The sequence below is a fragment of the Nocardioides marinisabuli genome (genome assembly GCF_013466785.1).
Lineage (GTDB): Bacteria > Actinomycetota > Actinomycetes > Propionibacteriales > Nocardioidaceae > Nocardioides > Nocardioides marinisabuli.
Genome location: NZ_CP059163.1, coordinates 2,553,057 through 2,578,552 on the forward strand (window position 1 = coordinate 2,553,057; position 25,496 = coordinate 2,578,552).

Annotated in this window: 18 protein-coding genes; 10 read left to right on the forward strand and 8 right to left on the reverse strand. The window is 72.3% G+C overall.

The window, feature by feature from the left end; all coding sequences use genetic code 11:
• Nucleotides 1-417: 417 nt before the first annotated feature.
• Nucleotides 418-3,591, forward strand: a complete 3,174-nt coding sequence (locus H0S66_RS12220; protein WP_179615627.1) for an Ig-like domain-containing protein — start codon at nt 418-420, stop codon at nt 3,589-3,591.
• A 67-nt stretch (nt 3,592-3,658) separates the two neighbouring features.
• Here H0S66_RS12220 and H0S66_RS12225 read toward each other — a convergent pair whose 3' ends face one another.
• A complete protein-coding gene (locus tag H0S66_RS12225; RefSeq protein ID WP_180923601.1) occupies nt 3,659-5,041 on the reverse strand; it encodes a hypothetical protein in 1,383 nt (460 codons plus the stop codon).
• A gap of 534 nt (nt 5,042-5,575) precedes the next feature.
• Between H0S66_RS12225 and H0S66_RS12230 the strand changes: the two genes are divergently transcribed.
• The gene (locus tag H0S66_RS12230; protein ID WP_179615629.1) at nt 5,576-8,923 is read left to right on the forward strand and encodes an RHS repeat domain-containing protein; all 3,348 of its coding nucleotides are present in this window, start codon (nt 5,576-5,578) and stop codon (nt 8,921-8,923) included.
• Nucleotides 8,924-9,214: 291 nt separating this feature from the next.
• Here H0S66_RS12230 and H0S66_RS12235 read toward each other — a convergent pair whose 3' ends face one another.
• Entirely contained in the window at nt 9,215-10,144 is a 930-nt protein-coding gene (locus H0S66_RS12235) for a hypothetical protein (RefSeq protein ID WP_179615630.1), read from the reverse strand.
• A complete protein-coding gene (locus H0S66_RS12240; protein WP_179615631.1) occupies nt 10,141-11,094 on the reverse strand; it encodes a DMT family transporter in 954 nt (317 codons plus the stop codon). The genes H0S66_RS12235 and H0S66_RS12240 overlap by 4 nt, the downstream gene beginning before the upstream one ends.
• A gap of 80 nt (nt 11,095-11,174) precedes the next feature.
• Here H0S66_RS12240 and H0S66_RS12245 point away from each other — a divergent pair, with 80 nt between their 5' ends.
• From H0S66_RS12245 to H0S66_RS12265, 5 genes are read left to right on the forward strand one after another with little or no spacing between them, the layout of a single operon-like run.
• On the forward strand, nt 11,175-11,891 hold the full coding sequence (locus tag H0S66_RS12245; RefSeq protein ID WP_258016886.1) for a (deoxy)nucleoside triphosphate pyrophosphohydrolase: 717 nt from the start codon (nt 11,175-11,177) through the stop codon (nt 11,889-11,891).
• A 10-nt stretch (nt 11,892-11,901) separates the two neighbouring features.
• Entirely contained in the window at nt 11,902-12,819 is a 918-nt protein-coding gene (mshB, locus tag H0S66_RS12250; RefSeq protein ID WP_179615632.1) for an N-acetyl-1-D-myo-inositol-2-amino-2-deoxy-alpha-D-glucopyranoside deacetylase, read from the forward strand.
• Between the two features lie 14 nt (nt 12,820-12,833).
• Nucleotides 12,834-13,199, forward strand: coding sequence for a hypothetical protein (locus tag H0S66_RS12255; protein ID WP_179615633.1), 366 nt, complete (start codon nt 12,834-12,836; stop codon nt 13,197-13,199).
• Nucleotides 13,200-13,223: 24 nt separating this feature from the next.
• Nucleotides 13,224-14,993, forward strand: a complete 1,770-nt coding sequence (locus H0S66_RS12260; protein ID WP_179615634.1) for a VanW family protein — start codon at nt 13,224-13,226, stop codon at nt 14,991-14,993.
• A 21-nt stretch (nt 14,994-15,014) separates the two neighbouring features.
• Nucleotides 15,015-16,052, forward strand: coding sequence for a DUF389 domain-containing protein (locus H0S66_RS12265; RefSeq protein ID WP_179615635.1), 1,038 nt, complete (start codon nt 15,015-15,017; stop codon nt 16,050-16,052).
• Between the two features lie 6 nt (nt 16,053-16,058).
• On the opposite strand, the gene H0S66_RS12270 is transcribed toward H0S66_RS12265, so the two are convergent.
• Entirely contained in the window at nt 16,059-17,039 is a 981-nt protein-coding gene (locus H0S66_RS12270; protein ID WP_179615636.1) for a GNAT family N-acetyltransferase, read from the reverse strand.
• An 86-nt stretch (nt 17,040-17,125) separates the two neighbouring features.
• Here H0S66_RS12270 and fdxA point away from each other — a divergent pair, with 86 nt between their 5' ends.
• Both fdxA and dapC read left to right on the forward strand, forming a co-directional pair.
• Nucleotides 17,126-17,452: a ferredoxin gene (fdxA, locus tag H0S66_RS12275; RefSeq protein WP_179615637.1), complete on the forward strand. Its 327-nt coding sequence runs from the start codon at nt 17,126-17,128 to the stop codon at nt 17,450-17,452.
• Entirely contained in the window at nt 17,449-18,597 is a 1,149-nt protein-coding gene (dapC, locus tag H0S66_RS12280; protein ID WP_179617369.1) for a succinyldiaminopimelate transaminase, read from the forward strand. Before fdxA ends, dapC begins: the two co-directional genes overlap by 4 nt.
• Nucleotides 18,598-18,697: 100 nt before the next feature.
• Here dapC and H0S66_RS12285 read toward each other — a convergent pair whose 3' ends face one another.
• Nucleotides 18,698-19,048, reverse strand: a complete 351-nt coding sequence (locus H0S66_RS12285; RefSeq protein ID WP_219633569.1) for a cupin domain-containing protein — start codon at nt 19,046-19,048, stop codon at nt 18,698-18,700.
• A gap of 112 nt (nt 19,049-19,160) precedes the next feature.
• On the opposite strand from H0S66_RS12285, the gene H0S66_RS12290 reads away from it, so the two are divergent.
• Nucleotides 19,161-21,209: a hypothetical protein gene (locus H0S66_RS12290; protein WP_179615639.1), complete on the forward strand. Its 2,049-nt coding sequence runs from the start codon at nt 19,161-19,163 to the stop codon at nt 21,207-21,209.
• Here H0S66_RS12290 and H0S66_RS12295 read toward each other — a convergent pair.
• The 3 genes from H0S66_RS12295 to H0S66_RS12305 form a co-directional block, all read right to left on the reverse strand.
• On the reverse strand, nt 21,206-22,216 hold the full coding sequence (locus H0S66_RS12295) for an IS481 family transposase (RefSeq protein WP_179615640.1): 1,011 nt from the start codon (nt 22,214-22,216) through the stop codon (nt 21,206-21,208). The genes H0S66_RS12290 and H0S66_RS12295 overlap by 4 nt on opposite strands.
• Nucleotides 22,217-22,332: 116 nt before the next feature.
• A complete protein-coding gene (locus tag H0S66_RS12300) occupies nt 22,333-22,830 on the reverse strand; it encodes a hemerythrin domain-containing protein (protein WP_179615641.1) in 498 nt (165 codons plus the stop codon).
• A 94-nt stretch (nt 22,831-22,924) separates the two neighbouring features.
• Nucleotides 22,925-25,495 (reverse strand): ABC transporter permease, encoded by a 2,571-nt coding sequence (locus H0S66_RS12305; RefSeq protein ID WP_179615642.1) that lies wholly within the window; start codon nt 25,493-25,495, stop codon nt 22,925-22,927.
• Between the last annotated feature and the right edge of the window lies 1 nt (nt 25,496).

The following is a 25,496-nucleotide window of genomic DNA, read 5'->3' on the forward strand; positions in this document are numbered from 1 at the left end:
ACCGTGCGGCTGGTGACGTGCAGCCACGAGGCGCGAGGCCATGCGCGGAATGAGCCGGCCGCCATCGGCGTGGGATCGACCGGCATCACGACCGGCCGCCCCGAGCGGCGCCGAGGCGTGCGAGCAGGGGGCGCCGGGTGCTGGGGATCAGGGGCTTCAGACGGCACGCGGAGCCTCCTCGGTGACTCGGGAACGGCGCAGGGGAGCAACGATCCGGCGCCCGGTCGTTGCGCATTAAAGCAAAATTCGTGGCGTGGCACACATATCCGACGCGTCGTGAGGAGCGCTGTTTGTGTCTCCCGGTGTCGGCGCCCTCGAGGGGCGCGGCACCGGTCCTCGGGGACCAGCACGTACGCCGGCGACGACGTCGCCGACGCATGTCCATCTCTCGAAAGGAACCACATGTTCAGCAGCGGCATGAAGCGAGGCCTCGCCTCGGGCGCCGTGTCGGCCCTGGCCGTCGCGGGTCTCCCGATGCTCGCCTCCTCGGCAGGAGCAGTGACCCACGCGAGCACCCTCGGCGCCGACGCCGTCGACCTGGTGCAGCCCGGGACGGACGTCTCGGCCAAGAACGACGGGCAGAACACGACCATGCGCCTGACCGCCCTCGGCGGGTCGAACGTCACGTCGGTGACGTTCGCCTACCGCATCGGGGCTGCCGGCCCGTGGGTCGAGATCGGCACCGCCCAGCGCGACGACCAGGGCGCGTTCGGCCTCGAGTGGAACCCCTCCAGCATCGCCGGCGCCACGGACGTGACGCTGCGCGCCACCGGCAACGGACCGGCCGCCAAGCCCACCGACGACTCCGCAGCCGTCGCGGTCGACAACAACCTCGACACCGTCAACGTCGACGAGGGTGACGCGCTCGACGTCTTCCAGGCGCCGTACACCAACGACGCCGCCAAGGGGCAGTTCGGAGTGCTCACCGGCACCTCCTCGGCGCCCGGCGCCACCCCGGCGCTGGACTTCTACGACCCCAGCGCGAAGGCGTGGCACGGCAGCAGCGACGCCACGACCAGCACCACGGCCAAGGGGGCCGCCACAGGCACCTGGCGCGGTGTCCTCGACATCACCGACTACGACTACGCCAGCGGCGGCACCGACGAGCTGCTGGTCAAGGCGACCGGGGCCACCGACGACGCCGAGTCCTTCGCGGTGAACCGGCAGAAGATCGACGCCGTCAGCGCCGAGCCCACCAGCGCCAACGTGCCGGGCAGCGGCAAGGCCGACATCACCATCACGGTGACCGACGCCGACGGTGACCCCGTCGCCGGTGCCGAGGTCCGTCGTGAGGGCGGCGCCTACGTCGGGCAGAGCGACGCCGACGGCAAGGTCACCACCCAGCAGGACGGCGGCACCGAGGCGTACTACTACGCCAACGCCACCGACAGCGACTCCTACGAGCCGGGGCTGGGCGACAAGAAGACCCAGGACGTGACGGTGGGGCAGTACGCCGCAGGCGCCGACAGCCTCGAGGCGGTCTCGGTGCACGGCGACGCCTTCGACGTCGACGAGCACGACGACCTCGACGACATTCAGGTCAAGGTCAAGGACCAGGAGGGCGAGGACTTCGCCACCACTCAGGTCGTGAAGTACTCCTGGAGCTTCACCGCCTTCGACGGCGATCCGAAGAGCAAGGACCTGACCGACCCCGACGGCACCACCGCGGCGGTCGCCGGCACGGCCAGCATCCCGTTCCCGGAGCAGGCCGAGGGCGGCACCTACACGCTGACCGCCTCGCTCGAGGCCGACCCGGCCACGGGCCAGGGTGCGGTCGCGGCCTCGGAAGTGCTCACCGTCAAGGCAGGGGAGTCCTCGGTCGTCTTCGCCGACGACCAGGAGTCCGCCCCCGCCGGCTCCGCGACCGAGGTCGCGGGGCGCCTCGTGCTGGCTGACGGCACCGGACTGCCGGGCCGTCCGATCACGCTCACCTACACCGGGGGCGACGCCGGCTTCGACCAGGAGAACGGCGCCGACGCCAAGACACGCTCGGTGCGCACCGGCGACGACGGCGGCTTCAGCGTCACCCTCGACGACGTCGAGCAGGACGACCAGAGCACCGAGACCGGCAAGGTCGAGGCCAAGACCGACGACTACGAGGACCCGAACACGGCGGGCGACAGCGACAACCCGGGTGCCAGCGGTGAGGTCGCGGTCACGTTCTTCAACGAGACCGCTCCCGACGGCGCCGAGGTCGAGGTCTCGGGCCTCTCCGGCACGGGCACCCCCGGTGCGCCGCAGTACGGCACCGCCCTGGTCACCGACAAGGACGGCAACCCCGTCGAGAACGTGGCTGTGACCCTCAGCGTCGACGGGGCCAGCTTCTTCACCAGTGGCCCGCAGAACGGGGCCGCGGGGCAGGAGGCGGGCGACCTGGCTGACAGCGGCCAGGAGATCACCCGTGTCACCGACGCTGACGGCAAGGTCTCGTTCGCGGTCGGCATCGAGCGCAGCGAGGAGTTCGACGGCAACGGCAAGGCCGCCGACCAGCTCGCGGCAGCCGTGGGAGACGCCACGGACACCGAGTCCGTCTCGTGGAGCACCGCCGACCCGCTCAACGGCGGGGAGGTCCTCATCGAGATGGCGGGTGCGTCCTACCAGGAGTCGGGCGTGCTGCCGAAGGCGCCGGTCACCGACGACGTCGCCTACGACGTCAAGGTGACCGACCAGTTCGGCAACCCGGTGGGCGGCGAGGACGTGGCAGTCTCCGCGGACGGCGGCGACGTCGTCAACGGTGCCGGCAACGAGATCGACTCTGTGCAGCCCGGGTTCAGCGACGCGCCCGAGCTCTACCTGTCGTCCGACGAGGCCTCCGAGGCGACCCCCAGCGGGTCGTGGACCACCGACTCCTCGGTGTACGCCGCCGACGGTGCAGACGCCGACGACGACGCCGACGTGGTCACGACCGCAGACAGCGAGACGGTGACCGGCGATGGGCCGGTGACCTCGTTCTACGAGGTCGACTTCGCAGCCAGCTCCTTCGAGCTGGGCCAGCTCGGTGACGAGCAGCGCGAGGTGGGCGAGACGGTCATCATGACCTACGAGGCGGCCGATCAGAACGGTGAGCCGATCGAGTTCGACGTCTCGTTCTTCCGGACCGGCCCTGGCGACGACAGCGACGGCGACGCCAACAAGACCGCGCCCACGGGCGAGGACGGCTCGGCGACGTACGTCTTCTCCGGGAGCCAGGAGGGCACGGCGAAGCTGTCGGCCCTCGGCTACCTGGACAACGAGGTGGTGCCGGAGTCGCGTGCGACCGACACCGTGACCTTCGGTCAGCTTGACGACGGCGACCCCAGCGACCCGATCGAGATCGTGATCGCTGGTGACAGCAACGGCTCGAAGAAGGACGTCGTGCGGGCCTCGGTCGACGAGAACGCTGCGGGCGAGACGATCAAGCTGTTCAAGATCCGCGGCAAGAAGAAGGACGGCAACAAGCGTCTCAAGCAGATCCGCCAGGACATCGTGACCGAGGACGGCCAGCTGACCTTCAAGGTCGCTGACCGCAACGGGAACCGCAAGACGCGGTTCATCGCCAAGGTCACGCGCGGTGGCAACACCAACAAGTCGAACACCCAGAAGATCCGCTGAGGTTCGACCCACTGACCGGTCCGGGTGCCCCGTTGCTGCTGGCGGGGCACCCGGATCGTCCCGTTTCTCAGCCGGCGTCGGCCAGGGCGGGCCCGACCCGCAGCCACCAGTTCGCGATCTCGCGCTGCTCCGCCGGCAGCGAGTCCATGCGACCCAGGCTGCCGGGGGCTCCGGTGCCGAGCGCCAGGAGGCCCGCGGACCGCACGCCGCGGTGCGTCGTCCTCAGCGTCGTGTCCACGACGCGGGCCGCTTCCTCCGTGTCAAGGGTGGTCCCGCTGCTGCCCAGGCAGGTCAGGGCGCGACGCTGCACCCAGGGACGACGCTCGTCGGCCGCGAGCCGAGCGATGTCGTCACGTCGGGTGCCGGTGCCGAGCTGCCAGATGGCCTCCCAGGCCAGGGCGCCGACGAACTCGCTGTCGCCCGAGGCCAGCGACAGGCAGGCGTCGGACACGGCCGGCCCGTACGGGCTGACGCGCAGCAGGCTCGTGGCCATCGACCGGCGTGCGCCGTGCACGTGGAAGAGCGCCTCGCCGACGAGTCGGTGCAGCAGGAGATCGGGCTCGGCGGCGTACAGCATGGGGGTGACCGACTGGGCCTGCGCCGCGATGTTGCGGCTGAGCGTGCGAGCAACCTCAGCGGGCAGCAGGCAGTGCGTCTCTCGGCTCGACTCGACCCGGCCGCGCAGCTGGGCGTCGCGTACGCTCCTCAGGACGCGCTGGTACGAGGACTCAGGCAGGCAGCTCATCAGATCCAGGATGTCGATCCCGCTCTGGCCCTGGGGGGTGACCAGCTCGCGGATGGCGCGCTGCTCCAGCAGGGCCAGCGCCACTCCCTGGAAGTGGCCGCGGGCGGACTTGGCGGCGGCCACCTGGACAGCTCCCTGGTTGAGGGGGCGAGCGTTCGCGTCGAGCAGGCGGAGCACGAGCTTGCTCGCGGCCTCGTTGCGGACGTGGTGCAGCAGCGAGAGGAGGGGGCTGACGACCTGTACATGAGGGTCGATGAGCCAGTCCCCGAGGGCGTTCACGACGTGACGCTGAGCGACGGGGTGGGAGATCAGGGTCACCGCGGCCTCGTAGCGACGCAGCCGGTCGCCGCCCACGGTGCGTGCCAGCTCGTTGACCAGTCGCCTGCAGACGGTGTCCCAGGTGGACTTGGGCAGCAGCACCATCTCGAAGCGGGTGACCTCGACAGCGAGGCGGAGCCAGTCCGCGCCCACCATCGGGGCGGTCGAGTCGGCAGCCTGCTCGAGCAGCTCGGAGACCAGCTTGTCGGGCGCGCTGTCGGCGTCGGAGAAGGCCACGGGCTCAGGTGCCGGGGTGGTCGGGTCGGAGACGCGCAGCACGGACCGTTGGGCGGCCAGCAGCACCCCGTCGGGCAGGCCGATCGCCTGTTCGTAAGCACGGACCACCTTGACCGAGACGCTTTGCGTGCCGGATTCCCACCGGCTCACCCGACTCAGGTCGGCGGCTACCCCGAGGTCGCGCAAGCGCTCGACGAACGAGCTGCGGCTCGCCAGTCCTGCGTCCGTCGAGCACGACCGACTGGTGGCCAGCAACCACGAGGTGCGTGCGACCGGGTCGGTGGTTCGGGAGGGCATGGAGCTCGGGTCGTCGGGCAGCTGGGTCGGCCGTCCCCGTCGCTTCGTGGGTGCGCCGCCGGGGGTCCTCGACCTCGACGGGCTGGGGCGGGCCGGGCGGACCGATCCTCGCAAGGTGACTCTCCTGGTGGTTTCGACGACGTCTCGCGGCCCCGATGCCGTGGCGCTATATACCCACAACTGGTGAAACGCGTCTCAGTTATTGCAAAGGAAGTTGCGCCCGACATTAAAGCCACATCAGGTCTCTTTACCTTCCTAGAGTCCGGATCGTCTTGCTGGGCGCTTCGTGCCCGGTGAGGCACACAGCGGCCCTTCGGGATTGCTGTGCCATGACCTCGTGCTCGGTCGAGGTCAGTCCTTACACACATCCGGAAGGATCTTTTCCACATGAACAGCAGCGGCATCAAGCGGGGACTGGCCGGCTCGGCCATCGCCGCCCTCGCAATCGCGGGCCTGCCCATGGCGGCCTCCGCGCAGACGGTCGGCCAGGGCGAGCCCGCCTTCGAGCTCTACTCCCAGTACTCCGGCGGCGCCTCGACGCGCAACGACGGCACCGACAAGACCGTGACCCTCTTCGCGGGCACGCCGGCCACCATCGGCGGCAAGACGGTCAACAGCGTCCGGTACTCGTACTCCACCGACGCGGGCGCGACCTGGACGAACATCGGCAACCTCGTCGTGCCGATCGACGGCATCGCGACCATCCAGTGGACCCCGCCGGCCCAGCCCCCGGTGGTGACGAACATCCGCGCCGAGGCCCTCGACAACGTCAACGACGTGCTGGCCACCCAGTCGCAGGCTGTCGTCGTCAAGACCGACGCCCCGGCGGTTAAGCTCGACGGTGCTCTGCGCTCCGAGGTCGGGCAGTGGCAGAACGAGATGGTCGTCACCGGTCGCACCTCGGCTGCGGCCGGTGCGCCGAACCTCTCCGTCAGCGCGCGTGGTCCGGTGAGCAGCAACGCCGCCGGTCCCGCTCCGTCGCTTGGCGACCCGGACGCCAACAACACCCGCAGCTTCAAGACCCACGTCGACATCTCGGGCAACCTGACTGCTGACCCGATCGACGAGGTCATCGTCGGCGCCACGGCGACCGACCTGCTCGGCAGCTCCGACGACGTCACCGCCTACAAGGTCTACGACCAGGTCGTCACGGGCATCACCGCGCCGCTGGCGGCCGGCTCGACCGAGCAGGTCCCTGCCGGTTCCGGCGAGGAGACGAAGTACGTCATCACTGCCGTCGACCAGAAGGGCGCGGCGATCCAGGGCCTCGACGTCTTCGAGGCAGACAAGGCCGGTGCGCCGGCCGCGGGTCCGAGCACCCCCGACGGCACCACGGAGACCAACGACGACGGCAAGGTGACCGTCACCTTCGACGAGGCCAACATCGCCGCTGGCTCCAGCAGCCAGACCGGCTACTACGTGGTCGACGTCAACGAGAACGGCACGTACGAGCCGGGCACCGACACCCTGCTGACGCTCAGCCAGAGCAACTACTCCGTCACCCCCACCAAGGTCGAGATCTCCTCGGACCTCGGAACGGCTGTGGACGACGACGAGACGGCGACGCTCACCTTCACGGTGACCGACCAGAAGGGCAAGCCGGTCCAGGGCGCCACGGTGCTGTGGAGCGACAAGCGCACCAACGTCGACAACAACGACAAGGTCGACTACCCGACCGACAACCCCGCGATCACCGGTCTCCAGTACGAGAACGCTGGTACGACCAACGCGCAGGGCAAGGTCTCCGTCACGTTGCCGAACCGCAACGACGTCAACGAGACCCACGACGTCGACGCCTACGTCAACCTGAACGGCACCCCTGCCCCTGACCAGGGCGATGTCATCGCGGCCCCCGTGCAGGTCAAGTCGGGTCTCGCCGACATCACCTGGGACAACGGCCGCAAGGCACAGGCCGGCAACGCGACCACGACGGTCCAGAGCGGCAAGCTCGCGCTGGCCAAGTTCGGCGACGCTCTCGGCAAGCGCAGCGTGGGCGTCGAGATCACCGACCTCGGTGACACGACCGCCGGCAACGACACCGGCAACGCCGTGCTGGCGCCGCAGTCGGCCCAGCCGGAGGGCACGACTCGCGGCAGCGACCTCAAGGCCAACGTGCTCACCCGCGCGGACGGCACGTTCGGTGTCGCGGTGCAGGACCCCGCCAGCCCGAACGGTGAGGAGCTCGACGTTGAGGTCACGGCGCAGGCTCCGACCCTGGAGAGCCCCGGCGACCAGACCGACGCAACCCTGTCGATCGACTTCCTGCGCTCGCTCACGCCCACGCGCGTCGAGATCCAGGACGACCTCGGCACCGTCGACCAGGTGGAGGCGCCGTTCGGCGACCTCGAGCCGGGCAAGTACGGCTACGGAACTGTGGTCGCCTACAACGCCGACGGCGTGGCGCTGACCGACCTGGTCGTCCCTGTGACGATCAAGGAGGGTTCGTTCATCGACCTGGACAACCCGTTCGACCCCGAGCCCAAGGTTGGGGAGCAGGCGGGCGAGTGGAGCTCGGCCGGCAAGTCGATCTCGGTGACCACCGACGACGACGGTGAGGGGTTCTTCGCCTTCAACATCGAGCGCAACGAGGGCTTCGACGACGACGGCCGGGTCAGCGACAAGATCAACGCCGGCACCGGTGCCGCGTCGTTCGAGTTCGACTTCACCTGGGACACCATCGGCACCCCGCTGAACCCGGGCGCCACCCCCCTCGTGGTCACGCTGTCCGACACGCAGGAGAGCAGCATCCTTCCTCAGGCCCGGGTGGGCCAGGAGGTTGCCTACGACGTCGAGACCTACGACCAGTTCGGCAACCGGACTCAGCAGAACCTGACGGTGCGCGACGACACGCCTCGTGCCGGGACCCAGGGCAGCTCCTCGGAGTTCGACCTCAACCAGCCGGCCATCATCGCGGAGGCAACCTCTGCGACCAGCCAGTCGCTCGAGGTCGAGCTCGACAACGCCACGAAGTTCCTGTACGTCGACAACAAGTCGAACAGCCAGTTCGACCCGACCAACCCGGCGGCCAACTTCGCGTCGTTCAGCTCGGCCGACATCCAGGAGACCACCGACGCCATCGAGTGGTACACCGTCGACGAGGCGGCCTCGAGCTTCTCGCTGATGCAGGAGGGTGACGAGACGGTCCCGGTTGGCACCACCGTGACCATGGTGGCCAACGCGGTCGACCAGAACGGCCAGCCGCTCTACGGCAACGACGTCCAGGTCAAGTGGGTCCGCTCGGGCCCCGGCGGTCAGGACTCGGACGGCCAGGGCATGGCTGACCCGACCACGGACATGAACGGCAACGCGTACTACGACTTCGCTGGCACCAGCGAGGGCACTGCCGAGGTCACGGCCATCATCACCGTGGGCGGTCAGCGTGTTGCCCGCCTCGTCGACACCGTCACCTTCGGCAAGAACCCCGGCGGTGGCGACCCGGTCGAGGTCGAGGCGCTGATCTCCGGTGACTCCAACGGTGGCGCGAAGGACGTCGTCCGGTTCCAGGTCGACGATGCCGCTGAGGGTGCGACGGTGAAGCTCTTCAAGATCCGTGGCAAGAAGTCCGAAGGCAACAAGCGCCTGGTCCAGGTCCGCGAGGACATCGTCCCCGAGGGCGGCACCCTGACCTTCAAGGTCGCGGACCGCAACGGGAACAAGAAGACCCGTTTCGTGGCCAAGGTCGGGAAGACGGTCAACAGCCTCGCGGCGAAGTCCAACACCCAGAAGCTTCGCTGATCCTTCTGGTCATGGGGAGCTCCGGGGCCGGGACGTAGGTTGTCCGACCCGGAGCTCCTCCCGGGAGCCACCAGGCGAAGCCAGGGAGGTTCCCGCTCCTGGGCACAGTCATCTGAGCACGATCCATGAGCCAGCTCACTGAGCCGGAGACACAGACGCGGTCCGGGCCATTCTCTGTTGCCGCTGCTTGAGAATGGTCCGGACCGCTTGTCCACCTTAGGACACAACGATGGTCCGGCTGCATCACCGGGGTCGCACACGGCGTGTGCGACCCCGGTGGGCATTTGCACGTCAGTGCTGCGGTAGCCGCACGACCCACCGCCGACGCGGGTGCTCGGTGACCGTCCACAGGTCGCCGGCCGCGTCGGCGTACAGGTCCTCGGGGCCCATCGGCATCGCCCACCGGCGGGCCTCGAAGGAGCCGGGGGAGCCGGTCCACAGCGAGCCGGGGCCCCAGGGGCCGTGCGAGGTCGTGACCGACCAGCGGCCCTCGCGCTCCACGACTCCCTGCATGCCGGCCACGCCCTCGCCCACGACGACCGGGGCGGAGCAGGGCAGGTCGGTGCGGGGGTCGACGTCGATGCGGGCCAGGCGCCGCGTCCTCTTGCCGCGGGCGTACTCACCCACGACGATCCCCGACGCGCCCGCCGACAGGAACGAGTAGCGCAGCGGTTCGACACCCTCGGGCGCCGAGGCGCGGTGCGCGTGGCGCACCGGCAGCACCGGCCCCTCGTCGGTGACGACGACGTCGTCCAGGTGTGCGGTGTAGAAGCCCTTCGCGGTAGCCGCGACGTGCAGCCAGCGGCCGGTGCGGGCCAGGCCGCCGGCGTGCACCTTGAGCGGCGCCAGCTCCAGGGCCCCCGAGTCGTCGACGCGGGGCACCGCCAGCCGCACGTGGGCGTACCAGCCCGCCCGGGTGTCGACCACCGAGATCCGTGAGCCGCCTGACTTCGCGTACCACGAGACCAGCAGCGTCGCGTCGGCCTCGGCGGCGTCGGTGACGCCCTGCGGCCACCACTCGCGGTCGATCCGGTCGGGCTTCTCCCACGTCCACGCGGTCATGCCCAGCGCGCGCAACGCCCAGCTGCGGCGCAGCTGACCCGTCAGCGGCACGGCCTCGATGCCGACGGCCCCCGGCACCCGCGGGTACGCCGCGCTGCGAGCCAGCCGCAGCCCGCTCGCCTCGTCGACCCACGCGGTCTCGGCCTCGGGCTGGCTCATGCGGTCGGCTCCTGGAGTCTCGCGGCTGCTGCTGTACGACGGGCGCGCCCGGCGCGGGTCGCGACGGCGACGCCCACCACCGAGAGTGCCAGCCCCACCACCTGGCGCGGGCCCAGGGTGTCGCCGAACGCCACCCAGGCCAGCACCGCGGTCACCGGCGGCATCAGGAAGAAGACGCTGGCCCCGGCGCTGGCCCCACCGCGGCGCACGAGCACGCCGAGCAGCAGCAACCCCACCACCGAGTTGATGCCCGCGATGTAGCCGACCGCGGCCAGGCCCAGCAGCGGGTCCTCGACCCCACCGGTGCCCTCGACCGCCAGCGCGACCACGCCCAGCGGCACCGCCGCGATGGCGCACTGCACCGTCGCCGACCAGATCGGGTCGGCGCTCACGTGGATCCAGCGCTGCCCCAGGGTGCCCAGGCTCAGCGCCAGCAGGCTCGCCACCCCCAGCACCAGCCCCAGGGGCCCGCCCGCCCCGTCGACGTCGGGCCCCAGCACCACCAGCACGCCCACCACGCCCGCCGCGAAGCCCAGCACCTGCACCCGGGTCAGCCGCTCGCCGAGCAGCAGCCCCGCCAGGACGACCGTCAGCACGGGGGACAGGGAGTGCAGCAGCGAGGCCAGGGTCGCGCCCAGGCCGAGCTCGAAGGCGACGTACATCAGCCCGAACTGCACGGCGTTGAGCACCAGCCCGACTGCCCCGACCCGCACCACCTCCTCGCGCGTCATCCGCATCGGCCCGCGCAGCCACCACGCCAGCGGGGCGAGCAGCAGCGCGGCCAGCGCGAAGCGCAGGGTGAGCAGCGTGAACGGCTCCACCACGCTCACCCCCGCCGGCCCGGCGATGTAGCCCGACGACCACACCAGCACGAACGCCGCCGCCGGGACGAGCGGTACGGCGCCGGGTGGGGGAGCGGAGCGGGTGGGGGTGCGGTCCCGAGAGGTCACGGGCCCAGCCTGCCTCATGGGGTGGTCCCGAGACGGTTGCTGCGCAACCTCCTCGACCAACGGGTCGATATCGTGCGGGCGTGGCTGAGCGGAGGCTGGTGGTGGGCGCGGCGATCGTGCGCGGGGCGCGCGTGCTGGCCGCGCGACGTACGACGCCGCCCGAGGCCGCGGGGCGGTGGGAGCTGCCGGGCGGCAAGGTCGAGCCGGGCGAGCGGCCCGCCGACGCGCTGGAGCGCGAGATCGCCGAGGAGCTCGGCTGCGAGATCGAGGTGACCGCCTGGCTGGGCGGCACCAGCGAGATCGACGACCACCTCGAGCTGCGGGTGGCGGTGGCCCGCATCGTCGAGGGCGAGCCCGCGCCCCACGAGCACGACCGCCTGACCTGGGTGGGCGCCGACGGGCTCGACGGGCCCGGAGGGCTCGACTGGATGGCGGCCGACCGGCCGTTCCTGCCCGAGCTGACCCACCTGCTGCGCGCCGCCGAGACCGAGCAGCGCCGCGCGGTGCTGCGCGCGGTCCTCTTCGACGAGGACGACGCCACCGCCGTGCTGCGGCGGCTGCGCGGCGACGGCTACGAGGCGCACCTCGAGCGCGAGCGGCTGGCCGGCGAGGACGACGACGAGGACCACCCCTGGGCGGTGCTCACCGACGCCCCGCAGTGGCTGGTCGAGGTGCTCGTCGACGACCACGAGGGCTGGCTCGACGACGACACCGTGGCCGCGACCCCGCCCCCGGCCGCGCCCCTCGACCTGCCGTCCGGCCCCCGGCGCATCAAGAGACCGGGCGCGCAGACCTAGGATCGAGCCCATGTCGACCACCTCCGGAGACCAGCGCCTGCTCCTGGTGCACGCCCACCCCGACGACGAGTCGATCGGGCAGGGCGCCACGATGGCCAAGTACGCCGCCGAGGGCCGCGGCGTCACGCTGGTGACCTGCACCGCCGGCGAGATGGGCGAGATCCTGGTGCCCGAGCTCGAGCACCTCGCCGCCGACAAGGACGACCGGCTCGGCGAGCACCGCCGCACCGAGCTCGCCGCGGCCATGAAGGCGCTCGGCGTCACCGACCACCGCTTCCTCGGCGGCTTCGGCCGCTTCCGCGACTCCGGCATGAAGTGGCACGCCGACGGCCACGCGGTCGCCGCCGACGACATCCACGACAACGCCTTCTGGCGCGCCGACCTCACCGAGGCCGCCGACCTGCTGGTCGAGGTGATCCGCGAGGTCCGCCCCCAGGTGCTGGTCACCTACGACCAGTTCGGCGGCTACGGCCACCCCGACCACATCCAGGCCCACCGCGTCGCGATGTACGCCGCCCAGCTCGCCGCGGTGCCGTCGTACCGCCGCGACCTCGGCGCGCCGTGGGAGATCGCGAAGATCTACTGGGGCGCGATGTCGGAGAGCCGGATGCGCGCCGGGCTGCGCGCGCTGCGCGAGGCCGGCGACACCACCAGCTTCGAGGGCATGGACCCCGACGGCCCGCTGCCGCACTTCATCACCCCCGACGAGGACCTCGCCTGCGCGGTCGACGCCACCGACTACGTCGACACCAAGATGGCCGCCCTGGCCGCGCACGCCACCCAGATCACCACCGACGGGCCGTTCTTCGCGCTCTCCAACAACGTCGGGGCCACCGCGTGGGGCCAGGAGTTCTACCGGATCGCCAAGGGCACCCTGGGCCCGGTGGGGGAGGACGGCCTCGAGACCGACCTCTTCGCGGGGCTCTGAGCACGCTCCTGCCCATGCCGCTGCGCGTGCTGGTCGTGGGCGCCCTCCTGCTGGCCGGTGCCGTGACCGGCCTGGGTGTGCTGCTGGTGCACGCCACCGGCTGGGGCCTGGCGCTCGGCGCGGCCGCGTCGCTGGCGGTGCTGCTGGCGCTGCCGCCCGGCTTCACCACCCGGGTCGCCTACGCGCTGGGGATGGCGCTGCTCCTGGTCGCCGCTGCGCGACCACGGCCCGAGGGCGACTACCTGATCGGCTCGGGCCTGCTCGGCTACGGGCTGCTGGGGCTCTCGCTGGTGCTGGTGGTGGCGGCCGTGGTCAGCGTGCCGCGGCGCCCGCACCCCAGCGCGCCACCCACCCCTCCCGGCGAGGATTCAAGGCTGTAGGTGCTGGCTCTTAGAGTGGAACGTGTGAGCCGAGACCCCAAGCGACCCTCCGACGACCGCGAGTCCAGCGGCGCCAAGGCCGTGGTGCTGATCCTCGGTGTCCTGGCCCTGCTGGCCGGCGGCGGCTACGCCGTGGCCGGCGCCGTGGCCGGTGACAAGGTGCCGCGCGGCACCACCATCGCCGGCATCGACGTGGGCGGGCGCAGCCCCGCGCGCGCCGAGCGCACCCTGGCCGCCGGGCTCGACGAGCGGCTCGGCTCGCCGCTGAGCGTCGCGCTGCCCGGCGGCGAGACCACCGAGATCGACCCGGCGCAGGCCGGCCTCTCGGTCGACACCGCCGCCTCGGTCGCCGACGCCGGCGGACGCCAGTCGTGGGCCCCCGACCGGCTCTGGGACTTCTTCACCGGCGGTGAGGACCTCGACCCCGTCGTCGAGGTCGACGAGTCCGCGCTCGACGCCGCCCTGGACGAGGCCGCCGAGGGTGTCGCCCAGCCCGCCGTCGACGGTCAGGTGCGCCTGACCGCCACCGGCGTGAAGACCACGAAGGCCAAGGTCGGCAGCGAGCTCGACGTCGAGGCCGCCCGCGAGGCCGTCGTGGCGGCGTACGTCGCGATGGCCGGCGGTGACGACGACGCGAGCGCCGAGCTCGTGGTCCGCGACGTCGAGCCCGACATCGACGACGCCGACGTCGACCGCGCCGTCGAGGAGTTCGCCAACCCCGCGATGTCGGCGCCCGTCTCTCTGGACTTCGGCGACGCGACCGTGAGCCTCGACCCGCAGCAGTACGCACCGATCGTGCGGCTCAAGGCCGTCGACGGCGCGCTCGAGCCGGCCGTGAACACCAAGAAGCTCGTCGGCCTCGTCGACGCCGCGACCGCCGGCGACGGCGCCCCGGTCGACGCCACCGTCGCGCTGGTCGACGGCAAGCCCAAGGTGGTGCCCGGCAAGCCCGGCGTGACCTACGACCCCGCCGACGTCACCGACGCGCTGCTCGAGGTCGTCGTGCGCCGCGAGGGCCGGCGCAGCGCCGAGGTCGAGGCCAAGGTCGAGAAGCCCGACTTCACCACCAAGGACGCGCGCGAGCTCAACATCCGCGAGCAGGTCTCGACGTTCACGACCTACTACCCCAACGCGGAGTACCGCAACGTCAACATCGGTCGCGCCGCCGAGATCATCGACGGCACCGTGCTCGCCCCCGGCGAGACCTTCTCGATGAACGACACGGTGGGCGAGCGGACCCGCGAGAACGGCTTCACCGAGGGCTTCATCATCTCCAACGGCATCCTCAAGGAGGACCTCGGCGGCGGCGTCTCGCAGATGGCCACCACCCTCTTCAACGCCGCGTTCTTCGCCGGCCTCGAGGACGTCGAGCACAAGCCGCACTCGTTCTACATCGACCGCTACCCGGTCGGGCGCGAGGCCACGGTCGCGTGGGGCGCCATCGACCTGCGCTTCAAGAACGACACGCCCCACGGCATCCTCATCGACACCAACGTCACCCCCGGCGACGCGACCGGCACCGGGGTGGTCACCGCGACCTTCTACTCCACCAAGTACTGGGACATCACCTCCAAGACCGGTGAGCGCTACGACTACACCCAGCCCACGACGCGCACCCTGTCGGGCGACGACTGCTACGCCTACGAGGGCTCCGCGGGCTTCTCGATCAACGTGTGGCGCTACTTCCGCCGCGCCGGGGAGTCGGAGCTGGAGCGCACCGAGAAGTTCAACACCGTCTACACGCCCTCCGACGGCGTGGAGTGCAAGCCGGCGAAGGCGGGCTCCGGGGGCTGAGCGTGGCCCTATCGTGAGCGGATGCTGGTCCACCTGCGGCTCACCGCACCCGCCGACCTGACCGACGCCGTCCGCGAGACGCTGTGCGAGCCCGACTGGGCCACCAACGTCACCCTGCAGCGCGACGTGGTCATCGACCCGCCCGGCGACCTGCTCGAGTGCGACGTGGCCCGGGAGAAGGCCGGGCCGCTGATCGACAAGCTCGAGCGCTGCGGGCTCAAGGAGCGCGGCTCGATCCTGGTGGTCGACCCCAGCGGCGCCCCCTTCGACCGGGCCGAGGAGCTCGAGGCGCTCGCGCCCGGCCATCCCGACGACGCGGTGATCTGGGAGCAGGTCGAGGCCGACGCCGAGGGCGGGGCCGACCCGACGGTCTCCTACCACCTGTTCCTGGTGCTCGCGGTGGCGCTCGGCGCCGTCGCGGTGCTCACCGACTCGGCGGTGCTCGTGGTCGGGGCGATGGTGGTGGGCCCCGACTTCGCGGTGGTGGCCAGCGCCAGTGCCGGCGTCGTGCTGGGCCGCTGGCGGCTCGTGCGCCGCAGCCTGCAGCTGCTGGTGCTGTCCTTCGTGCTCGCGATCGCGGTCGTGGGCCTGCTGTGCCTGCTCGGGCGGGCCACCGGGATGATCGACCTGGCCGACGTGACCGCCAAGCGGCCCAACACCGGCTTCATCTGGCGCCCCGACCAGTGGTCGCTGGTGGTGGCCCTCATCGCCGGCGCCGCGGGGGTGCTGGCGCTGTCGATCCAGAAGACCTCGACCATGGTCGGCGTCTTCATCAGCGTCACGACCGTGCCCGCCGCCGGCAACCTCGCCCTGGGCCTGGCGTTCCTCGAGACCGCCGAGATCCTGGGCTCGCTGGCCCAGCTCGGCATCAACATCGCCGGGATGCTGATGGCTGGCACGCTGGTGCTGGCGGTGCAGCGGCGCTGGTGGATCCCCATCACCGCCGGGGCCGAACGGGTCTTCCGGGCCACGTCGTACGGCAACGACGACGGGCGTGCCGGGTCAGCGGGACCTGGGCACAGCCGCGACGAGGGCATCGGCGTGCGCGACGAGGACTGAGGCGCCTCAGCCCGCGTCGCCGGGCACCAGGTAGCGCGTCACGTGGTGCACGGCCAGGCCGAGGCCGTCGTAGAGGGCGCGCGCGGCGGGGTTGTCGGACTCGACGTGCAGCCACACCGTCATCGCGCCGCGCTCGGCGCCCCACTCGAGCAGGGCGTCGAGGACCTCGCCGGCCAGGCCCTGGCGGCGGTGCTCGAGACGGGTGCGCAGACCGTTGAGCCCCAGCCAGTCGCCGTGCACCGCCCCGCGGCCCTCGGCGCGCGGCTCGGCGGTGCCCGGCACCACCACGTGCACCCGCTCGTCACGGTCGCCCTCGAGGGCGACCACGCCCAGGCCCCGGCCGCGCCCACGGCGGGCGCGGCGCACCGCGACCAGCGAACCCAGGCGGAACTCGACCTCGCCGTGCGGGTAGGGCCCCCACCCCCGCTCCCGGAACGCGGCCTCGACGTCGCCGTCGGCCTCGACCGAGACCATCGGGTCGCGGCCGCGCTTGGCGTAGAAGTCGAGCACCGCCCGCTCCGCCTCGGCGAACGAGCAGCCGGGGTCGCCCATCGCCAGCGCCGAGTTGGCGCGCTTGTAGAGCCGGCCGATCGGCGCCGGGTCGCTGCGCAGCACCCACTCTCCGACGTCGCGGCGCTCCACGTCGGGGAACAGCACGAACGAGTGGCCCTCGGCCTCGCGGGCCGAGACCCGCTGGCGCACCGACGCCCTCGGCGGCACCGGCTTGCCGGCGACGATGTCGGCGACCGGGATGGTCACCGGCTCGCCGTCGGCGGGCTGCACCACGCACACGCCCTCGCCCCAGGCCAGGCAGGTGCCCAGCACGTCGGTCAGCGCCGGGCCGCCGCTGGGGCCGGTCTCGACCTCGCCGGGCCCACCGTCGGCGCCGGGGCGGCGTACGACGCGGCGCACGACCACGCGGGTGCCCACGACGTGCGGGCCCAGGTGCGGCGCTCCCGAGGGGTGGGCTTCCGACGATGCAGGCACGGCGGGATACTAGGCTGCGCAACGGCGTCACCAGGATGCCGCCACCCTGCTGAACCCCCGCTGACCCCGCCTCCGAGGAGGAACCGGTGACCTACGTCATCTCCCAGCCGTGCGTCGACCTCAAGGACCGCGCCTGCGTCGACGAGTGCCCCGTCGACTGCATCTACGAGGGCAAGCGGATGCTCTACATCCACCCCGACGAGTGCGTCGACTGCGGCGCCTGCGAGCCGGTCTGCCCGGTCGAGGCGATCTTCTACGAGGACGACACCCCGGAGGAGTGGAAGGGCTACTACGACGCCAACGTGCACTTCTTCGACGACCTCGGCTCGCCGGGCGGCGCCGCGAAGATGGGCGAGATCGACAAGGACCACCCGATGGTCGCCGCGCTCCCGCCGCAGAACCAGGACTCCTGAACCAGCGTCGCCGGTCGGGGGGGCCGGTCTCGGCCCGCCTGCCCGACTTCCCCTGGGACCAGCTGACGTCGTACGCCGCCACCGCGCGCGCCCACCCCGACGGCATCGTCGACCTCTCGGTCGGCACCCCCGTCGACCCGACGCCCGAGGTGGCCCAGGCCGCCCTGCGCGCGGCGAGCGACTCGCCGGGCTACCCGGTCACGATCGGTCTCGAGCGCACCCGCCAGGCGTGCCTCGACTGGCTCGAGCGGCGCCACGGCGTGACCGGCGTGCCGGGGCTCGACCTCAGCGCGGTGATCCCCTCGATCGGCTCCAAGGAGCTGGTCGCGACCCTGCCGCTGCACCTGGGCGTGGGGCCCGGTGACGTCGTGGCCTACCCCGAGCTGGCCTACCCGACGTACGAGGTCGGGGCTGCGCTGTGCGGCGCGACCGGTGTGGCCACCGACTCGCTGACCTCCTTCGGCCCCGAGGCGCCGGCGCTGCTGTGGCTGAACTCCCCGTCGAACCCGACCGGGCGGGTGCTGCCGCCGGCCCACCTGCGCAAGGTCGTCGACTGGTGCCGCGAGCGCGGCACCGTGCTGGTCTCCGACGAGTGCTACGTCGAGTGTTCCTGGGAGGGTGAGCGGCCCGTCTCGGTGCTGCACCCCGACATCAACGGCGGCTCCCTCGAGGGCATCCTCGCGGTGCACTCGCTCTCGAAGCGCTCCAACCTCGCGGGCTACCGCTGCTCCTTCGTCGCCGGCGACCCGGCCCTGGTGGGCGAGCTGCTCGCGGTGCGCAAGAACCTCGGGCTGATCATGCCCGGGCCGATGCAGCACGCGATGGTCGCCGCCCTCGACGACGACGCGCACGCCGACGAGCAGCACGCCCGCTACGCCGCGCGGCGTACGGCCCTGCGCGCCGCGCTGGAGGGCGCGGGCTTCCGCGTCGACCACTCCGAGTCGTCGCTCTACCTGTGGTCGACCCGCGTGGTCGACGGGGTCGAGCAGGACTGCTGGGAGACCGTCGCCTGGCTCGCCGAGCGCGGCATCCTCGCCGCCCCCGGCGTCTTCTACGGCCGCGCCGGCGCCCGCCACGTGCGGGTCGCCTTCACCGCCACCGACGAGCGGGTCTCCGCCGCGGTGGCTCGGCTCGCGGCGGGCTGAAGGTTCATCGGGTACCCGATGGAACTGGCGCCGCCCGGCTGAGCGTTCATGGCGGCAGCGCGAGCTCCATCGGGTACCCGATGAAACTCCCGCGGGCCGCTCAGACCGCCGCGCCCATCACCCCCAGCATGTGGTGGTCGAGCACGACGGTGTGGGCGTGGGAGGGGCTGAAGAGGATGACCTCGGCGTCCTGCTCGACGCGCACGCTGTGCCCGGCGCGCCAGCTGAAGAGGTCGCCGGTGGTGCAGCGCTCGGGGTCGCCGTCGGTGTAGGTCACGACCAGCGCGCCGGAGATGACGTACCCGACGTGGGTGGCCTGGCAGGCGTCGCCGGGCAGGCCCACGAGCAACGGGGCGATGTCGGTGCCGGCGGCCAGCGAGAACCACTCGGCGGCCAGCGGGCCCTCGGCGAGGCCGAAGTCGGGCAGCTGGCGGGCGGTGGCGCCGGGCACGTCGATCTTGACGGGCAGGTCGTGCTGCCGAGATGTGCATGGGAGTCTCCTGTGCGAGTGGGTGGCTGGGCTGTCACTCGTACGGCGTGACAATCGGTGTCACAGTGGGACAGTGACGCTCGACCGGGCCCGCGCGGCCCTCGGCACCGGCGCATGGACCGACGCCCTGACCGAGCTCGGGGCGCTCGCCGAGGACGACGGTCCGCAGCTGGCGGACGCCCTCGAGGTGCAGGCCGCGGCCTGCTACGGCGCCGGCGACCTCGAGCGCTCCCTCGGGTCCTGGGAGCGGCTGTACGACCTGCACGAGCAGCGCGGGGAGACCGAGCAGGCCGGGCGCGCGGCGGCGATGACCGCGCTGCACCTGCTCATCGACTCGGGCCTGATGGCCACGGTGCGCGGCTGGAACCGCCGCGCCGAGGAGCTGCTGGGCCCCACGCCCGAGTCGCCGGTGTGGGCGATGGTGGCCATGGTGGCCGGCTACGAGCGGTTCTTCAGCGGCGACCCGGTCGCCGCGCGCGAGCTCGCCCGCCGCGCCGTCGAGCTGGGCCGCGAGCGCGACGTCGTCGCCGCCGTCGTGGTGGGGCGTACGGCGCTGGCCCGGCTGCGCATCCTCGACGGTGCGGTCGAGGAGGGCCTCGAGCTGCTCGACGAGGTCGCCATCGAGCTGACCTCCGAGCGCGTCGACCCGCTGACCGCGGGGATGATGCTCTGCGAGCTCGTCTGCGCCGCGCAGGGCGTCGGGCGCCACGACCGGGCCCGGGAGTGGACCGAGGTGATGCAGCGCTGGCGCCCGGGCCGCGCCGTGGGCGGCATCAACGGGCGCTGCCGGGTGCACCGCGCCGAGATGCTGCGCTGGTCGGGCCCGGGGGAGGAGGCCGAGGCCGAGGCGGTCGCCGCCTGCGAGGAGCTGCGGCCCTGGATGCGGCGCGAGTACGGCTGGCCGCTGGTCGAGCTCGGCACGATCCGGCTGCGCCTGGGTGACCTGGTGGGCGCGGAGGAGGCCCTGCTCGAGGCCCACGAGCACGCCTGGTGCCCCCAGCCGGCGCTCGCCCTCCTGCGCCTGGCCCAAGGCCGGGGCGAGGAGGCGCTGGCCCTGCTCGACGAGGCCGTCGCCCACCCGCTCCCGATGCCCTCCAAGGAGCGCCCGCCCTTCGTCGAGCTGCGGGTCGCGCCGCTGCTGGAGGCGCAGGCCGAGGTGGCCGCCGTGCTCGGCCGGCCACAAGCGGTCGCGCGCGCGGCCGAGCGGCTCGAGGCGATCGCGCAGCGCTGGCCGGGCCCGGGCCTCTGCGCCGCCGCGGCGCTCGCCCGGGCCCGAGCCGAGCTGGCCGCCGGGCGCCCGGCCGTCGAGGCCGGCACGGCCGCGGTGGCGGCCTGGGCCGACGCGGAGGCGGCGTACGAGACGGCGGGTGCCCGCGAGGTGCTGGCCGCGGCGCTCGACGCGGCCGGTCGCCCCGACGCGGCGCGCCTCGAGCGCGACTCGGCGCTGGTGGCCTACCAGGCGTTCGGCGCCGCCCTCGACGTACGCCGCCTGCTCGCCGTCGCGGGTCAGGGCGAGGAGGAGCCGGGGGAGCGGGCTCCGGGGCCGCCGGTCGCGGTCTTCGAGCGCCTCGGCAGCAGCCGTCGGGTCGCGCTCGGCGGGGTCGAGCGGGTGCTGCCCGACCTCAAGGGGCTGCGCTACCTCGAGCGGCTGCTGGTCCGGCCCGGCGAGGAGCTGCACGTGCTCGACCTGGTCGCCGGCGAGGCCGACCCGCAGGCTCCCGAGGGGGTCGTCCGGGTCGACGCCCCGGGCCTCCTGGTGCTCGACGAGGAGGCCAAGGCGGCCTACCGCCGACGGCTGGCCGAGGTCGAGGACGACCTCGAGGAGGCGGTGCGCACGGACGACCTGGCGCGCCAGGAGATGGCCGCGCGCGACCGCGACTACCTGCTCGCCGAGCTCTCGCGGGCAGTGGGTCTGGGTGGTCGCGACCGGCGTACCGGCGGCTCGGCCGAGCGCGCGCGCACCAGCGTGACGCGCTCGCTGCGCTACGGGCTGGCGCGCCTGGCCGAGCAGCACCCCGACCTCGGGGACCACCTCTCGCGCCGGGTCCGCACCGGCACCTACTGCTGCTACGAGCCCGACCCGTTGAGCCCGGTGACCTGGCGGATGGGCCAGCGGGGCTAGCTGTGATGTCCAGCCAGGTTGTCCAACCTGGTGATGGGTGTCGCCTTGCCGATCGCTGAGTGGGGCCGGTGGTGGTTGTACTCGTGGATCCATGCTGGCAGAGCGGCGAGCCGGGCTGACTCGGAGTTGTAGAACTTCTTGAAGGCCCACCCCTCGGCGAGGGTGCGGTGGAACCGCTCGACCTTGCCGTTGGTCTGCGGCCGGTACGACCGGGTCCGCTTCGGGGTGACGCCGAGATCGGCGCAGGTCTCGCGCCACAGGTGCGACCTGTAACAGCCGCCATTGTCGCTGAGCACGCGGTGGACCGTGACGCCTCGCTCGGCAAACCAGGCGACCGCGTTGCGCAACACGGCAGCGGCGGTCTCCTTGGTCTCGTCGTCATGAGCCTCGACGTAGGCCACACGGGAGTGGTCATCGATCACGGTATGCAGGTAGCAAGTGCCGATGAGGGGGGCGCGATGCTTGCTCCGCGGGGCACCAGTGCGCACGACGGTCGCGGATCGGTTCTTCTCGCCCTGCTGGCGACCCACGTAGCGCCACCCGCCGCCGTCGGGGACGCGGCCGAGCTTCTTGACGTCGACGTGGATCAGGTCCCCGGGCGCTTCGTGTTCGTAGCGGCGGATCGGCTCGCCCGTGGCGCGGTCAATGTGGGTGAGTCGGCTGATCCGGCAGCGAACCAAGACGGCATGCACGGTCGAGGCCTGCATCCCGAGCCGGTCAGCGATCTGGACCGGACCCAGGCGGTGCTTCCAACGCAGGTGGACGATCTTGCGGACGACCGGGGCCGGGGTTCGGTTCGGTTGGCGGTGCGGCGCCGATGACCGATCAACCATGCCGTCGGGACCCTCGGCGAGGTAGCGCTCGGCCCACTTCTTCGCGGTCTTCCACGACACGTCGTAACGCTCGGCCGCTCGAGCCGGCGACCAGCCCTGGTCAATGATCAGACGCGCCAGCCGCAGCCGGGTGCGCGGCGTCAGGGCCGCATTGGAATGGGTAGCGTGGGACATGAAGACCTCCTGGTCGTGAAGCGGTTCCTAGATAGCTCCACTCCACACCGGGAGGTCTTCACCCATCTACACATCAGATCGTGTCGTCACACGATCTCGACCAACGTGCCTGGTCATCACAGCTGGCCCGGCTCGCTGGGGTCGGCGCAGGTCCAGCCGGGCGGCGTGTGGGCGTGGCTCAGCTGGTTCAGGAGCGTGGCCTGCTGCCGTTCGGTGAGCGTGTCCTCGACGTGGGCGAGGATGACGGGCCGCTCGGTCGAGGTGTGCCGGTCGAGCTCGGCCTGCAGGATCCGCGCCGCGGTGCGGACGTCGGGGGTGCCGGGCGTGGCCAGGTCGGCATCGAGCCGGTCGAGGGTCTCCCACAGCTGGTAGTGGTCGAGCGACATGGCGTGCACCGGGCCCTCCATCCCTGCCTCGCGCAGCAGCGGGAACACCAGCTCCTCCTGCACGTAGATGTGCTCCCGCAGCGCCGCGACCGCCTCCCCGAGCCGGCGGGCCGCGACGGTGGGGCCGCCGCGTCGGGCCAGGTAGTCGTCGATGTGCTGCTCGATGGTGCGGCAGCCGGCCTCGAGGACGACCGAGAGCCGCACGGGCGGCAACGGGTCGTGGGTCATGGGGCACCTCCGGGGGCGGGGTCCCCACGCTAGGCCTGGCCCGCTGCCCAGCCCAGGGCCGAAGGACCCAGCGGCGCGGGCCGGCGTCAGGGGTCTACTCGGTCGCGATCGCGTCGAGCACGTTCATCCGGGAGGCGCGCACCGCCGGCACGATGGCGGCCAGCACCCCGAAGACCACGGCGACGGCCAGGAAGGCCACCAGGCTCGTCCAGGGCAGCGCCAGCTCGGAGAGGTCCTCGCGCAGCGAGCGCTGCAGCAGCACCCCGATCACGAGACCCAGCACCAGGCCGAGGACCGCGCCCATAAGCGAGATGGTCACCGACTCCAGGGTGACCATCCGCCGCAGCCGGGGGCGGGAGAGGCCCACCGCGCGCAGCAGCCCGATCTCGCGAGTCCGCTCGAGGACGCTCAGGCTCAAGGTGTTGACGATGCCGATCACCGCGATCACCACCGACAGCGCCAGCAGCCCGTAGACGATGTAGAGCAGCTGGTTGATCTGCGCGGTGATGGAGTCGGCGAACTCCTCCTTGTCCTGCACGGCCACGATCGGCAGGTCGGCGACGATCTCGTCGAGCTCGTCCTGGACCGCCTGCACCTCGGTCGGCGACGAGCCGGCGGCGGTGTTGACGCTCAAGGTGGTGTCGACGCGGCGCACACCGGCCTCCTCGAGCACGTCGAAGCCGACGTTGACCGGCCCGGCCACGGGGGTGTCGTCGATGATGCCGGCCACCTCCACCTCGACGGGGGCCGCGCCGGGGAAGCCGAGCGCGAGCGTCGAGCCGACCTCGAGGTCGCGCTCGGCGGCGGTGTCGGCGCTGACCACGGCCTGGCCTGCACCCGGCTGCGCCGCGCCCTCGGTGACGCCCAGGTCGTAGACGTCGCCGAAGGCGTCGTCGGAGGCCACGATGTACGTCGGCTCGTCGTCGCCGCCGACGGTGGCCAGCACGCCCTGCTGGCGCGCCAGCACCGCCACCCCGTCCACCGCGGCCATCTGGTCGCCGATGGCCACCGGGAAGCTGCCGAAGACCGGTGACTGCACCAGGAAGTCGGCCTCGAACTGGTCGTCGACGAGCTTGTCGGTCGAGGCCGCCATCGACGCGGCCAGGACCCCGACCGCCGAGACCAGGGTCAGCCCGATCATCAGCGCAGAGGCGGTCGCGCCGGTGCGCCGCGGGTTGCGCAGCGCGTTGTCGCCGGCCAGACGACCGGTGGTGCCGAAGACGGCGCTGAAGAGCCGCCGCGCGCCGAGCAGCACCGGGCGACCCAGCACCGGGCTGATCGCGGCCGCGGTCAGCACCCACACCACCGCGCCCGCCCCGATCCACAGCGCGTCGTTGCCGGGGGCGCCGACCACGCCGGCCCCGGCTGCGCCCGCGCCCAGCACCAGCAGCACCACACCGACGGCGGTGCGCCGGCCCAGGCCCTGCTCGGGGGCGCCGGTGTCCTCGCGCATCGCCGCGACCGGCGCCACCCGCGAGGCGCGCCGCGCCGGCAGGTACGCCGACAGCAGTGTCACGCCCAGCCCGACGGCGTACGCCGCCGCGACCGTGCCGGGCGTCAGGGTCAGCACCGCGCCGTTGATCTCCAGGCCGAAGCTGCCGAAGAGCGCGGCCAGGCCACGGGCGAGGCCCAGGCCCAGCACCAGGCCGAGCGTGGACCCGACCAGGGCGGTGAGCCCCGCCTCGAGCAGCACCGAGCGGCGTACCTGCACCCGGCTGGCGCCCAGGGCGCGCAGCAGCGCCAGCTCGCGCACCCGCTGCGCGACCAGGATGGAGAAGGTGTTGGCGATGATGAACCCGCCGACGATGACGGCGATCACCGCGAAGGTGCCCAGGAAGATGTCGATGAAGCCGAGGAACTCCCCGACCGACGACTGCGACTCCTCGGCCACCTCGTCCCCGGTGACCGCCTCGAAGCCCGTGGGCAGCACCCTGCCGGCGGCCTCGACCAGCTCGGCCTGGGTGACTCCTGCGGCGGCGGTCAGCGTCACCGACGTGAAGACGTCCTCGCCGCCCAGGAACATGGCCTGCGCGCCGTCGGTGGAGAAGATCACGAGGGTGCTGCCGGCGGTGCCGGCGCCGCCGTTGAAGCCGGCCAGGCCGACCAGCTCGAGCTCCCGGGTGACCGGACCCGAGCCGTCGACCCCCGGCGGGATGACGGTGACCTGGTCGCCCAGCTCGTAGCCGGCGTTCTCGACGGCCGCGGTGTCGAGCGCGATCTCGTCGTCGGCCTCGGGCCAGCGGCCGCCGTCGAGGACCAGGATCGGCTCGCCGGCCATGTTGGGGCTCGCCGCGTAGTTGAAGGCCAGGGTGGGTGCACCGCCGGTGCCCACGAGCTTGTCGTCGGGGTCGAGCACGTAGAGGCCCAGGCCGTCGACGCTGCCGTCGGCGCGCGCCACCTCGGGCAGCGCGTCGAGTGCCGCGACCTCGGCAGGGGAGACGGTGGCCGTCGAGCCGGCCCCCACCGCCTCGAACGACGCGGCGCCCGCGGGGCGCACCACCGCATCGGACGTCGAGCCCTCGATGATGCCGGTGAAGGTCGTGGACAGGCCGCTGCTGAAGGTCAGCACCCCGCCCAGGAAGCCGATGCCGAGCACGATCGCCAGGGTGCTCATCGCCAGCCGCGCCTTGCGCGCCAGCAGGCTGCGCCAGGTCAGTCGCCACACG